Here is a 13,147-nt window from a genome sequence, read left to right as displayed (position 1 = left end):
GCCTTTGCAATTGATCCAGAACTAATGACCAATACAACTTTTGGAGAGGCTGCGCCAACAACTACGCTCAGTACAAGTGACTAATGACTAATGACCAGTGACCAATGACCAATTACCCAATACCCTAAATTATGCCAACTTACACAGGAATTTCTAGCGAAGCCTTCAGGCATCCACTAGATCGTCAAGCCGAGCAAGCTTTACGAAATTTGCCAGGATTTGATTTAATCGCTCGTAAATTTGTGGAATTTATCTACGAACGCCCTCAATTAGTCTATCTAATGGGTAACACCATTCAAGTCGGGCCGCGTCAATATTCCACTATTTATCAGATGTTTCGGGAATGCGTCCGAGATTTGGACATTTACCCAGAACCAACACTGTTTGTCTCGCAAAATCCCCAAGCAAATAGCTATGCGCTGGGGCAAGAGAATCCTTACATAGTCATAAATACAGGGATACTAGACTTACTAGATGACGCCGAGATTAGGACGGTACTAGCCCATGAACTAGGGCATATTAAATGTGGTCATACTATTTTAATTCAAATGGCGATGTGGGCGATGAGTGCTGCTTCTGCCTTGGGAGAATTGACCTTTGGCATCGGTAATATTGTCACACAAGGCTTGATTTACGCCTTTTTTGAGTGGCGGCGCAAAGCGGAGTTATCGTCAGATCGCGCTGCACTACTAGTGATGGATGATTTGAATCCTGTGATGTCAACGATGATGAAACTCTCTGGCGGTAGTAATAAATATGCCAATGAATGTAGTTTACAAGAGTTTATCAAGCAGTCAGAAAATTATCAGGCATTGGATGAGGATGGACTAAATCAGATATATAAATTCTTGATATACAATGGCGCTCAGGGTATGATGTTGAGTCATCCTTTCCCTGTTGAACGCTTACATTACTTACGATCGTGGGCAGTATCCGAAGAATATCAGCAAATTCGCCGAGGAAATTATCAGCGATCGCCTGCTTCCGGATCGGTAAATGTTGCAGCAGAATCTTCCGAAAATGAAACAGAAGTTTTACGCCGTCAAATTGAAGAATTACAACGAGAAATCGACAGAATGAAAAGGTCTGAGTAGTTTTAAATGAAGTTGTATATAGTGCGCTAGATTTGCCTAATGCACTATATATATTTGGTTGTAAGGAATTACAGCAACCAAATTTTACCAGGGCTTACACACTACCTAGAGAAGAACCAGATAATTACTCCAGTTGCCAATACACAAATAATTCCCGCCAAGCCAGCTAGAGGTTTTTTATTCTTACCTGTAAACCAGTCAGAGACTTTACCTGTATAAGTAATTAGTTCTGCTGTATCTATGGTAGCGATCGCCCATACCCATCCCGCGTGCAATCCCCAAGCTAAACCTAAATTACCACTTGCAGCAAAGCGTGCTAATACCAGCACCATTGCCATCAGCCATAATCCAGGAAGTTGGGGTGCAGTTTCGCGTTGCTCCCAAACCAAGTGTAACAAGGCAAAAATCAAGCTAGAAATTGCTGCTGCCACCCAAACTGGGTAATCCTGTGCTAATTCTGTAAACAAGAAACCGCGAAAAACTAACTCTTCTATCCCACTGACTAACAACGCTATCAAGAAAATCGGTAGCAATATGGGTAATACTAATTTGAAATTCGACTTCTCAAAAGAACACCAACCCAATCCGAATTGCCCACTAAATATAATGGCTAGACTCAGCACTCCCAAACTAAAACCTAGTGCTAAAGAACTAAGAGTTGAAAGATTGGCAACAAAGCCGTAATCTGAAAAAGATTTATTAGTCAACCAAACAACTCCCCAGAGAATCAGAGGAGCTAATAGGTAAAGTGACACCAATAAAGGCATTTTTTGCTCTGGCTGTAAAGATTTAGAGGGTTGCCAATTAAGCAATATTGCTGATACTGTTGCTACTGGCAACCAGCAAACTATCCAGCAAACAAAAAATGCCGTCACTATAACTAGTGCCGATGCATTTTCTATAAACGCCAGTAAGACGTTGACCGAAGACTCAAAGAAAGTTATCAAAATAAACAAAAAAACACGATAGACTTCTTGCATTATAGATTTCTTGCTGATTAATCAAGACTCTACTAAATTTGGTGAATTTTGCAAGGGGTCTAATCGTATTTTTTACTTGGCTACCAATTTGCTGTTGGAGTAAGGACAAGTTATCATCACCTGAAACTTATCCCTACCATCAGCAAATTTACTCTTCGTCTTCCAAATCTTCGTCTGATTCGTCAGAATCTATATCTTGTGAGGTTAGTTTTTTATCGCTTTCACCTAATTGGATCAGGTGAATATGTTTGTATCCCAGCCTAATTTCAAACTCATCTCCAGCCTTCAAGCCCATTGCTTTGGTATATGTAGCACCAATTACAATCTGACCATTTTGATGGACACTAACTCGATATGTCGGTTCGCGACCACGACCATCTTTAGGTGCTTCTGGACTTAGAGGAATTCCCCTAGCAGATAGCAAAGCGTCATAAAAATCGGTGAGATTGACACGAACTTGGTTATTCTTAGTAACAGTGTAATAGCCGCACTGTTTAGCTCTTTCTCGGCGTGGTAATGTGGAAAGTTCTTTTACTTTAGCAAGTAGTGCTTTTCCAGTTAATGGCGCAGTTGCAGTTTCAGTCATTATGCTCAAATTTTCCTTACTCTCTCCAAACTGATAAACAATGTAGTCTCATGCCAGCATTTAATTTTTTAGCATTTGCATAGAGCTACTGAAGACCCTGGCGTAACAGGTGAATTCCTGCTGATAGGAGGCAAAAGTACTTCCATACATGGTTGTCCACAACCAACTAGAGGCCATAGTTGCCACAGACATTAATTTTGGCGATGTTACGGCACTTTTAACCATTATTCGCCATCAGAAAAAAAACTATTTTTTCCTTTGGCGCTACTGTAGCGGTGTAACTTTCAGCCACCTTTACAAATGGGCTTAGGTTCTACTGCAAATAAGTCGTAGACCCAAAGAATTGCAGGTTTTTCACTTTCAGTGCTTGCCTTTCTTGCCAATGAGCAAGTAGAATTTTCTCCACTTGTCCTCTCAAGCTTAGGACAGCATAGTATTTCAATAGAGTCCTACAGGTATACACCCTTTTGTCCTACCAGTAGAGACACGAATTTTCTTGTCTCTACATTACGAATCAACAAAGCAGTATTAACCGCGCTGATACGGCTATTGATTCTGGTTTTGTTACTTCGCAATTTTATATTAAATACTAGCATGGACTAATAATAGCAAAATAGTTGTTTAATTTTGAATTAAATTTGCTAGTAAATTTTTATTTAAATTCCTGGACTTAAAGAAGAAAAAAGCAGTGACGATTTTCTTAACCCTTTATTGCAAGCGCGAGCATTGCTATCTGGCTTTTATAAAAGTTTATATAATTGAGACGAGCAGTTTTGACCAATGAGTTCAATCCCATATTTACTTGATTGAGAGCAAGCCAAAAAGCGAAAAGTCTCGCACCTGCGGGTTTCGCGGTGCTCTAACTTTTCTTTAAAAGTGGTGAGGATTTTTCCTTGGTTTATTATCTTTAGGTCAAAAGCGGTCAGAAGATTTTGCACGTCTGTCTACGGGAAGAACAAATCTTTTAACATCTGTCTAGTGCTTGATTGCCACTACTATATATTAAACATGGGCTTTTACACTTCTATATAATCAAAAATTCCGCCTTTACTACCACTTGACGGAATTTTACTGTCAGGACTGCTTAACTCAAGTTGACATCAAGACGTGTTGCTAACCTCACATGCATTTCATTTGGATATGATCGCTAGGTCAAAGATCAACTTAAGTTACTTTTTAAGCAAACTCTCTTTCCCTTACATTCCCAAACAGGTAAATTCAATGCAAAGCTGCGATTACATTTTTGGCGTTTTAACTCAAAATTTGACAAAAATCTTGCCTACAACGCTACTACAAGTAAAATTTTAATGCTTATCCTTAAACTAGAAGTCAGTCGCCCTTTAATCGTCAGCCTTTTAACACTAGAGTTTGAATTAGGGGCGAAAAAATATAACTCACTTTTCGTAACTACCTGCTTTAACTCATAATTGTTGAGGCTGGTGAAGTAATTTTAAAATTTTGGTTAGTGGTTATGGAAGTTATTTTTAAGGTCATTCGACAGCAACAAAATTCCTCCCCTGTTGTGCAAACCTACCTCGTGGAGGCCGAACCAGGTAATACAATCTTGGATTGCCTCAATCGTATTAAGTGGGAGCAAGATGGAACTTTAGCGTTTCGCAAAAATTGCCGCAATACTATTTGTGGTAGTTGTGCTATGCGAATTAATGGGCGTTCGGTTTTAGCTTGTAAAGAAAATGTTGGGAGCGAACTCGCCAGATTACAACAAATACCATCATCCCAAAGTAAAGTAAATGCTATTGGTGAAATTACGATCGCCCCTCTTGGCAATATGCCTGTGATTAAAGATTTGGTCGTAGATATGAGCAGCTTTTGGAATAATCTAGAGGCAGTTGCTCCTTATGTAAGTACGGCAGCACGACAAGTACCAGAAAGAGAGTTTTTGCAAACACCACAAGAGCGATCGCGCCTCGATCAAACTGGTAACTGTATTATGTGCGGAGCTTGTTACTCTGAATGCAACGCTCGTGAAGTTAATCCAGACTTTGTAGGCCCCCATGCCCTTGCCAAAGCTTACCGAATGGTAGCAGACTCCCGCGATAGCGATACCGAAAATCGCTTAGAAAGTTACAACGAAGGTACTAAAGGTGTATGGGGTTGCACTCGTTGTTTGTACTGTGATTCTGTTTGTCCAATGGAAGTTGCACCATTAGAACAAATCACCAAAGTTAAACAAGAAATTCTCACCCAGAAACAAGCCAGTGATAGTCGCTCAATTCGTCACCGAAAAGTATTGGTGGATTTAGTTAAAGAAGGTGGTTGGATTGATGAACGCCAATTTGGTTTACAAGTAGTTGGTAACTACTTTCGAGATTTAAAAGGATTACTCAGTCTTGCACCCCTCGGTTTACGGATGATCCTGCGCGGTAAGTTTCCCCTATCATTTGAAGCTTCTGAAGGAACGAAACAAGTGCGATCGCTCATTGAATCTGTTCAACAAGTAGAAAGGAGTAGAGAATAGGGCATTGGGCATTGGGCATAAAGAAGAGACAAGGTAGACAAGGAAGACGGGGGAGACTTGGGAGAGACTTGTTCAATAATTCCCTCTTGTCCCCCTTGTCCCCCTTGTCTGTTGTCTCCCCTGCTCCTCTGCTCCCTGCTTTGTCCCCAATCCCCATTCTTCAACGCGGTTCTTGAGGTATATTCAACGGTTGTCCAAAACGGTCATATACTAAAACATCCCACTGACCATTGTTACTAGACTCAAAAGCAATCCTGCTACCATCAGCGCTAATTGTAGGGTTGCGGACTTCCGCTTGCAGGTTATTGGTCAAATTCCGTGATTGGCGTGTTTCTCTGTCGTAAAGAAAAATAGCCGATCGCCCCTGACGGCTAGCTGCAAATACAATATAACGACCATCTTGTGAAACGCTAGGATGATTTGCGATCGCATCAAAGGAATTTAAACCTGGCAAATCAACCAAATCACGAGTTACCATATCAAACATATAAACATCTTGACTACCACGTCTATCAGTAATAAAAACGATGTATCTCCCAGAAATTTCGGGGTTTAATTCCGACGCGAAACTATTGAGACTCCGACCCCCCGGATCAAATGGATAATTCAAAATACGAGGGTAGCCAAAACACCCAGTCAATAAACTTAAACAGAAAAATATAGGTATAAAAAAAACACGTTTCATATAATTAGTCATTAGTCATTAGTCAATAGTCTCACAACTCCTAACTCCTAACTCCTAACTCCTCACCTTCTCCCCTACGGAGGTGAACCTACAGTTGCACCATTGGGAATATCTAACTCAATATTTGGTCCTCGGTCTAGAACTTCAATATCCCACTGACCACGAGTGGCGGTTTCAAAGACAACATAACGTCCATCTGGACTAATATTTGGTTTTCTAACCCAGCCGCGATAAATTGGTGTGACAATTTGCGACTGTTGCGTAGCGCGATCGTAAAGCGCTACCACTGGTCTACCTTGGTCACTAGTAAGATATGAAATATAACGCCCGGTATAGCTCAAACTAGGACTTTCGGCAATTGTCTCTTGTCGATTTATGCCTGGTGTGCCAATAAACACTTGCCTTTCCAAATCGTACACTAGTAGCTGCTGATTACCATTCCGATTAGATACAAACGCTAAAAAGCGCCCATTTCCACTTAAAGCAGGTTGCTCCTCGGTGTAGCGACTGTTAAGAGAAGTAGGCCCTATGGGAATATTGTTAGAACTACAAGATACAAGCAAACTTGTTAAACCAAATACCAGGCTCCAATGAATTGGTCTTTGGAGCCAAAATGTAGGCGTAAATTTTTCCACCTCAACTGTTTTCCGTCGCCTCTGAACCTAATTGCACGCCAACTGTTTTAAACATCATCAAAATCGGTCGAATTATCTAGCTCCTCCTTTGGCTTTTCAATCGGATTGTATGGCACATAATCAGTTGGGATCGCCTCATCATCTTCGCGCGGTCTTCGAGGAGTTGAGTCAGCGGGTGGACGACGCCTTCTTGGTCTGGGAGCAACATCATCTTCACGACTTTCTGGACGCTGGGACCCGTTATTACTGCGGCGAGAAGGCTTTCTGATTTCTCCACCTGAATTTTCCCAATCATCAACTTGCCTAGATGAAGAACCCCAATTCTCTTCTTCAAAGCTTTCAGAAGGGCGATTCACAGCACGCCCAGAAGTCCGCCGACGCGTTCTATCAGATGGAGCCTGTCTTTCACTACTGCTGCTGTTGCGGCGTTCTGTACGACGGGGAGGTTGTTCTTGATAGTAGTCATCACGAGTTGAAATCTCATCCCTGCTACCGCGAATCCGAGCACGCACTGGGCGTTCTTCCTCCTCTTCATAAGGCAATGGATCTAAGTCTGCCTCCATCTCAGCCTGATATCTGCTGCGATTATTGTACGAATAGCGATCGCTAACCGATCGATCTTCGTCCACAATCGGAGTGTTGCGCTTTGCTTGCTGGGTAGCTATACTCCGCAGACGAATACTTTCAACTGCAAAAAACACAGTTGTGCCAACTAAAAGTAGCTGACCAAATTGTAAAATCGGGTCTAGCCGCCATCCTTGAAAGATAAGAATGAAGCCGCAAAGTAAGCCGACTGCCGCAAAAAAGATATCTTGATCCCGTGACAATTCCGGACGCACAGTGCGGAGAAAATACAGTGCTGCCCCAGCCACAGCCAGGAAAATTCCTAGAATACTGGCTGAGTTTGCCCCAAAATTTACCTGAGCCAGAAAACTGGCTGAGTTCAGCCCAAAATTTATCATTGCTGTTTTCCCAATATCAAATCTATGTTAGCGAGTCACAATTAAAATCACTACTCTAATTAGTCACAATATATTGAAGCTTCAAAGCCTCTGGCAAAGAAGCTCTGAAGCTATTCACCGAAAAGTAAAAACGTCTATGTCTGTCATCTACAACTGCCACCAACCGCAGAAACTGCTGCTTTTAGTGTAATTAAGTAGATAGCTGACAGACAATCGATTGTGAGAGTTAAATTAACTCTCATAAGCATTATGAACGCTGTATTTTATCTTTTTGGCTAATGAAAATTAGACCAACTGTAGCGGGTACTACCACAATTGCAGCACCCCATAACAGACTCCAAAGAAAATTTGCTAAAGAAGGCGTCATACTTCTCAACCTTTTTTTACACACTTCATCCTAATTTTAATAGTGTATTACTTTCTTGAGAAGCCTCTAACTCTGAACTGCTAAACTTGGTAACTGCTTTTACCATTTGTTGAGTTAACCACGTCAGCGAGTTCGCTTTTCTATTTCAGAAAGAAATGACAGCATTTAGTTAAAATGATGATCAGAGTGCTTTACAAAGCTTAAAATTTTGTGGCGATGTCTACGACAGGCTATGTTTACGCAAAGCGCGGTGAGCCAGCACGGTCTTCTTCCAAAGGGAGAGGCTAGCGCCAATGGAGTTCACCCCATGAGCGACTGGGGAACCCGAAAGGCTTGCTGTTACCTAATTTTTTCTTTCTTTACAGATAGATAGTACTTGAAACCGATGACTGGTGTTAACCTGACTGCTTGGATTCTTGGCCCTGTGTTAGGGGTAATGACATTCTTATTTATATTTCGTATCATTCTCACTTGGTATCCGCAAGTGAATCTGAATCGTTTACCGTTTAATTTAATAGCTTGGCCCACTGAGCCATTTTTAATACCTTTGCGAAAACTGGTGCAACCTATAGGTGGGGTAGATATTACACCTATTATTTGGGTTGGTATCTTCAGCCTGCTGCGAGAAATTCTGTTAGGTCAACAAGGATTGCTGACTATGCTATCTCGTGTTAATTAAAAATGGGGCATTGGGCATTGGGCATGGAGAAGAGACAAAGGAGACAAGAAAGAAAGGGGAGACAAGGAGAGAAGTCTGAGCGCCGGCTTCCGGCGATCAGAACTTCGGAGAGAGATTTTCAATAATTCCTCCTTGTCTTCCCTGCTCCCCTGCTCCCCACTGCCCTACCCGTTCATTTCTTGCACAAAATTTGTATAGACATTACCCTGTAAAAACTGTGGAGTTTCCATAATTTTTTGATGAAACCCAATGGTGGTAGGTAGTCCAGTAATGGCACATTCCCGCAGTGCGCGTTTCATCCGGTTAATAGCAGTGGGTCGGTCTGGCGCCCAAACGATTAATTTGCCAATCAAGGAATCGTAGTAGGGTGGGATTTGATAATCTGTGTAAACGTGGGAATCAATCCGCACACCAGGGCCTCCGGGGGGCAGATAGCTACTGATCCGTCCAGGAGAAGGGCGAAAGTCATGATCAGGATCTTCAGCGTTGATTCGACATTCGATCGCATGACCTCGTAATACTACTTGCTCTTGGGTAAGCTTGAGTCTTTCACCTTGAGCAACGCGGATTTGTTCGGCAACTAAGTCTATCCCAGTAATCATTTCTGTTACAGGATGTTCTACTTGAATCCGAGTGTTCATTTCCATAAAGTAGAATTTACCGGATCTATCCAAGAGAAACTCAATAGTACCCGCCCCACTGTAGTTAATAAATTGGGCAGCTTTGATCGCAGCTTGTCCCATTTTTTCACGTAGGTCTTGGTCGAGAGCCGGACTAGGAGCTTCTTCTAACAGCTTTTGATTCCGGCGCTGAATTGAGCAATCCCGTTCACCCAAGTGGATGACATTACCGTAGTTATCCGCCAAAACTTGAAATTCGATGTGGCGAGGACGTTCAATAAATTTTTCTATGTAAACGCCAGAATTCCCAAAAGCTGCTCCTGCTTCGCCTTGGGCCGCAAGAAAAAGTTTAACAAATTCGTCTTCCGAACGAACTAGGCGCATACCCCTTCCACCGCCACCTGCTGTAGCTTTGATCATCACTGGATAGCCGATATCCTTGGCGAATCCTAATCCTTCTTGCTCGGATTCTACCAATCCCTCACTACCTGGTACCGTCGATACTCCAGCTTTTTGCATGGTTTCTTTAGCAGTGGATTTATCCCCCATCAGCCTGATAGCTTCTGGAGTTGGGCCGATAAAAGCAATATGATGGTCGGCACAGATTTCCGCAAACCGGGCATTTTCTGCCAAAAAACCATAGCCTGGATGAATGGCAGTAGCATTGCGCGTCAGTGCAGCAGCAATAATATTAGGAATATTCAAATAACTTTTACCGCTAGCAGGTTCGCCAATGCAAACTGCTTCATCAGCAAGTTGGACGTGCAGAGCATTACGGTCAACGGTGGAGTGAACCGCAACTGTGGCAATTCCCATTTCTTCACAGGCGCGGAGAATGCGAAGGGCGATTTCTCCCCGATTGGCAATTAATATTTTGTCAAACTTCATTTTTTAGTTTCGATATCATTACCAGTAGATTGACATTTTCTCCGATCCAACCTAAAACAACGCTTCCGCATTATTTCAAATTATCACAGGAGATTCGCCACCCTGACTCTAAGCAAACGCAAAATTGCAGGCTTGCTGTCTCTACAGGTCTTACTACACTAACAACATTGCTGCTGTAAGTCTTGGCTAGACTACCAAGCTGGGCTTTTGCGATGCCGATAGCGAATTAGACACTTTTGCGTCGCTCTAAGCGTTCGCGCAGCGTCTCGAAGAGAAGCTATGCCGTAGGCTTTACAGCTGCGCTATCGAGCGTGCATTATAGCCCGTCGTAGAAATCGCCTACAGCAGACGGATACGCCATTGCACTCCGCGAACACAGTAGCTCTACCCTTTTCAATATCACTTATAGAACTGCTAAATTTCTGTCAGTCTGATACCGCCTTGAGAAAATTTATATTTTTGAGCAACTGAATTTAGACATCTCCTTACTATAATTATTTTCTTATGCTATAGTCTATATTTAGACAAACCATGCGGATGTGGCGGAATTGGTATACGCGCACGCTTGAGGTGCGTGTGGCTTTGCCTTGCGAGTTCGAGTCTCGCCATCCGCATTTTTGATTTTTTAAGCATAGGGTCAATGGTCAGAGGTCAAAAAACCTTATATTTTTTACCCTTAAATATAAGTTTACAATGATGACTTTAGTCTTTTTCAAAGGCATTTCACTGCTTACTACATACTAAGTAAAGTTGCCTTGTCAAAGTACTAGTTCTTTATGCTTTTATAGAAATAGGTGAAGTTTTGTAAAAAGCATTGACTATTACTTTTACGCCGACAAACAATCTAACATTGCCACCAGCTTGGCATCGCCTCACTCCGATTTGGCAAGGAGGGGAGGAAATAATTCAACAAAGTTTACCTCACACTCAGTTGGCACCTGCATGGCAGCTAATGCTTTTGGGTGACGGCTCCCCAACACGTCACTTAGAATTGCTTACAGGAGAGGCTGTAGAAGTAGATGTTATTGATATGTCATTGATTGGCATCGACTTGGATGCTGCTCCTGAGTTAATCCAAACTGTCCCAGAACCACGATTACGGCGACAAGTATGGCTACGTACCGCTTCTGGTCAACGATTAGCCTATGCTACTTCGTGGTGGGAAGCCAGTCATGTCGATGAGTATTTACAAAACCGTTCATTACCAATTTGGGCAAGTTTAGCTCGTCTTCGCACAGAATTGTATCGGGATGTTCGAGGAATTTACTACGGTGACTCATTGGCACTAGAGTCCGGTTTTGGTGAAACCGGGCCTTTTTGGGGTCGCCACTATTTGTTTTGGCATCACGGGCAGCCACTGACATTAATTTATGAGGTTTTTTCACCTTATTTAACCAAATATTTGGGGCCTATGCAATTAAATTCCAAAAATCAGTGAGAAGCCATGAACTAGGCTGATCGCTATCGAGTAAAGCTAAGTAGCTGAAATCATGCAATGAAATTATCAAAGGAACGTTGAATTATTTAGGACTTACGCAAAAAGGCAGTGAAAGCCTTGATTTCCCGTAGGGGCAATTCATGAAGTATAATTTCCCCGTTCTGACTCAAGTCAACTGCAACGAAAAACTAAGGTTTGAGCCATGTACTGAGATACTCCGTTGTGTTCAATATGAGAACAAAAGACCCTTTTAAAACATCTTCTAATGATACTAATACCCTTTAACCAAGGAACATTGAGGACAATGGCTGACAAACAAGGTAACCAGAATCCCGATACAGTATTCAACACACAAACCCGTGTTGTCCGAATCTATCAACGCGAATATCAGCTACCAGTATTGTTAAGTGAAAGCTTTCAGCAGCGAAACAGCGATATCCGTCAACGATGCCAGTTGGTAAAAGAAGGTAGACGAACATTTCTGGGACTGAGCCGCAAGCCTCTTAGCGTCGATGAAAGCCTTGAGAATCTCAATAGCCTCATGAACGACTATGAGTCGATTATCGATTTTATCCAGGCTCAAAAAACAGTTTATACTCAATTTTTTGCTGATCTAGTTGATGAGATTAAATGCATTACTACAAAAAAATACCAAAAAATTTCTGCCCTAGAAGACAAGCGAACTATTTTGGTGAGACGAGCTGGACAAGATCCAGATCTGCAACTGATCTATCGTAATCAGCAATCTCAACTTTTAAAAGCAGCTCAATTGGTTGGTAGTGCTTCACTATTAATGTTGAAGAAGCTGGAATTAATCCAAGGTGCGTTCGCCAAGTTAGCTGACGATCAGGAGGTTCAACGACAGGTTTTTGATGAGATGCTCGGTCATTTGCGCATTTATAGCGAGACTCATAAGCTTCAGAAGGAAATTGCCGACATCCAGCAAGAAGCAGCGGAGATGGCAAGAGGTGCCATTGATTTTGACAAATATATTGGGGAATACTTAGGTTCTTTACAAGGTTTGATTAATGAAGTGGTCAACATTGATCAGAAGCTGTCAATAGGGTTAGAGGAGATTAAGGATCTTACTAACATAATCCTGGGTGAAGCAGAAATTTCCTCAATTAACAGCGATCCAGGACTCTCTGATAGCTTAATGAGCTGGTTGACACAATCTAGTCTTAAGGAAAGTAGACTGACTGACGCATTGAAAGAAGCCGAAAAACAGACTCTTTTTACCGCAGAAATAGATCTTCAGATGTTTCTAGCTAACACTGAATCTGATTCAGTACTAGAAACCGTAGCAAAAATCCAGGGACATTTAGAACCATTTTTCAACTCTAACAATGCTATAGTTTGCAAAAACCGAGGGATTGCTTGCCGGAATCAAAAAGACTACGAAGGTGCCATTGCTGACTTCAGCCAAGCCCTGAAACTTGACCCTAACTACATTGACGCTTACTACAACCGAGGGTTTGCTTACTTCGATTTAAAAGACTACGACAGCGCCATTGCTGACTTCAACCAAGCCCTGAAACTTGACCCCTCCAAAGCCACAGATTACTACAACCGAGGGCTTGCTAACGCTTACTACAATCGAGGGACTACTTACTATGAGTTAAAAGACCACGACAGCGCCATTGCTGACTTTAATCAAGCCTTGAAACTTGACCCTAACTACTTCAACCAAGTCCTGAAACTTGACTCTAACTACACTGACGCTTACTACAACCG

Annotated in this window: 12 protein-coding genes and 1 tRNA gene; 6 read left to right on the top strand and 7 right to left on the bottom strand. The window is 42.1% G+C overall.

Features of this window, described 5'->3' with window-relative positions:
• Positions 1-131: 131 nt before the first annotated feature.
• Entirely contained in the window at positions 132-1,094 is a 963-nt protein-coding gene (locus V7K56_RS12920) for a M48 family metallopeptidase (RefSeq protein WP_334910994.1), read from the top strand.
• Positions 1,095-1,195: 101 nt separating this feature from the next.
• Here the strand turns inward: V7K56_RS12920 and V7K56_RS12915 are convergent, their stop codons facing one another.
• Together V7K56_RS12915 and V7K56_RS12910 are read right to left on the bottom strand one after the other, a co-directional pair.
• Complete coding sequence (locus V7K56_RS12915) at positions 1,196-2,074, bottom strand: CPBP family intramembrane glutamic endopeptidase (RefSeq protein ID WP_334910992.1); 879 nt, start codon at positions 2,072-2,074, stop codon at positions 1,196-1,198.
• Between the two features lie 148 nt (positions 2,075-2,222).
• On the bottom strand, positions 2,223-2,660 hold the full coding sequence (locus tag V7K56_RS12910) for an AbrB family transcriptional regulator (RefSeq protein ID WP_094350106.1): 438 nt from the start codon (positions 2,658-2,660) through the stop codon (positions 2,223-2,225).
• Positions 2,661-4,131: 1,471 nt separating this feature from the next.
• Between V7K56_RS12910 and V7K56_RS12905 the strand changes: the two genes are divergently transcribed.
• A complete protein-coding gene (locus V7K56_RS12905) occupies positions 4,132-5,139 on the top strand; it encodes a succinate dehydrogenase/fumarate reductase iron-sulfur subunit (protein WP_334910990.1) in 1,008 nt (335 codons plus the stop codon).
• 160 nt (positions 5,140-5,299) lie between these two features.
• Here the strand turns inward: V7K56_RS12905 and V7K56_RS12900 are convergent, their stop codons facing one another.
• The 4 genes from V7K56_RS12900 to psbX all read right to left on the bottom strand — a co-directional run bounded on the left by V7K56_RS12900 (position 5,300) and on the right by psbX (position 7,788).
• Positions 5,300-5,824, bottom strand: a complete 525-nt coding sequence (locus V7K56_RS12900) for a TolB family protein (protein WP_334910988.1) — start codon at positions 5,822-5,824, stop codon at positions 5,300-5,302.
• A 74-nt stretch (positions 5,825-5,898) separates the two neighbouring features.
• Entirely contained in the window at positions 5,899-6,459 is a 561-nt protein-coding gene (locus V7K56_RS12895) for a TolB family protein (RefSeq protein ID WP_334910986.1), read from the bottom strand.
• A gap of 47 nt (positions 6,460-6,506) precedes the next feature.
• Complete coding sequence (locus V7K56_RS12890; protein WP_334910984.1) at positions 6,507-7,421, bottom strand: Ycf66 family protein; 915 nt, start codon at positions 7,419-7,421, stop codon at positions 6,507-6,509.
• 247 nt (positions 7,422-7,668) lie between these two features.
• Positions 7,669-7,788, bottom strand: a complete 120-nt coding sequence (gene psbX / locus V7K56_RS12885; protein WP_334910982.1) for a photosystem II reaction center X protein — start codon at positions 7,786-7,788, stop codon at positions 7,669-7,671.
• A gap of 385 nt (positions 7,789-8,173) precedes the next feature.
• Here psbX and V7K56_RS12880 point away from each other — a divergent pair, with 385 nt between their 5' ends.
• Positions 8,174-8,467: a YggT family protein gene (locus V7K56_RS12880; RefSeq protein WP_099100806.1), complete on the top strand. Its 294-nt coding sequence runs from the start codon at positions 8,174-8,176 to the stop codon at positions 8,465-8,467.
• A gap of 164 nt (positions 8,468-8,631) precedes the next feature.
• Here the strand turns inward: V7K56_RS12880 and accC are convergent, their stop codons facing one another.
• On the bottom strand, positions 8,632-9,975 hold the full coding sequence (accC, locus tag V7K56_RS12875; protein ID WP_334910979.1) for an acetyl-CoA carboxylase biotin carboxylase subunit: 1,344 nt from the start codon (positions 9,973-9,975) through the stop codon (positions 8,632-8,634).
• A gap of 533 nt (positions 9,976-10,508) precedes the next feature.
• On the opposite strand from accC, the gene V7K56_RS12870 reads away from it, so the two are divergent.
• From V7K56_RS12870 to V7K56_RS12860, 3 genes are all read left to right on the top strand, one after another.
• Positions 10,509-10,589 (top strand) — tRNA-Leu (locus V7K56_RS12870).
• Positions 10,590-10,789: 200 nt separating this feature from the next.
• Positions 10,790-11,413: a chorismate lyase gene (locus V7K56_RS12865; protein ID WP_334910977.1), complete on the top strand. Its 624-nt coding sequence runs from the start codon at positions 10,790-10,792 to the stop codon at positions 11,411-11,413.
• A gap of 304 nt (positions 11,414-11,717) precedes the next feature.
• A partial coding sequence (locus V7K56_RS12860) for a tetratricopeptide repeat protein (protein ID WP_334910975.1) occupies positions 11,718-13,147 on the top strand: 1,430 nt, incomplete at its 3' end.

This window comes from Nostoc sp. (assembly GCF_036917535.1).
In the GTDB taxonomy this organism is placed as follows: domain Bacteria; phylum Cyanobacteriota; class Cyanobacteriia; order Cyanobacteriales; family Nostocaceae; genus Nostoc.
Note: the sequence above shows the minus strand (reverse complement) of the source record. Positions and strands in the feature narration are given on the sequence as shown.

Excerpts from the sequence above, each read along its gene's own strand:
- V7K56_RS12920 (WP_334910994.1), top strand. The coding sequence starts at position 132 with ATGCCAACTTACACAGGAATTTCTAGCGAAGCCTTCAGGCATCCACTA.
- V7K56_RS12915 (WP_334910992.1), bottom strand. The coding sequence starts at position 2,074 with ATGCAAGAAGTCTATCGTGTTTTTTTGTTTATTTTGATAACTTTCTTT.
- V7K56_RS12910 (WP_094350106.1), bottom strand. The coding sequence starts at position 2,660 with ATGACTGAAACTGCAACTGCGCCATTAACTGGAAAAGCACTACTTGCT.
- V7K56_RS12905 (WP_334910990.1), top strand. The coding sequence starts at position 4,132 with ATGGAAGTTATTTTTAAGGTCATTCGACAGCAACAAAATTCCTCCCCT.
- V7K56_RS12900 (WP_334910988.1), bottom strand. The coding sequence starts at position 5,824 with ATGAAACGTGTTTTTTTTATACCTATATTTTTCTGTTTAAGTTTATTG.
- V7K56_RS12890 (WP_334910984.1), bottom strand. The coding sequence starts at position 7,421 with ATGATAAATTTTGGGCTGAACTCAGCCAGTTTTCTGGCTCAGGTAAAT.
- psbX (WP_334910982.1), bottom strand. The coding sequence starts at position 7,788 with ATGACGCCTTCTTTAGCAAATTTTCTTTGGAGTCTGTTATGGGGTGCT.
- V7K56_RS12880 (WP_099100806.1), top strand. The coding sequence starts at position 8,174 with ATGACTGGTGTTAACCTGACTGCTTGGATTCTTGGCCCTGTGTTAGGG.
- accC (WP_334910979.1), bottom strand. The coding sequence starts at position 9,975 with ATGAAGTTTGACAAAATATTAATTGCCAATCGGGGAGAAATCGCCCTT.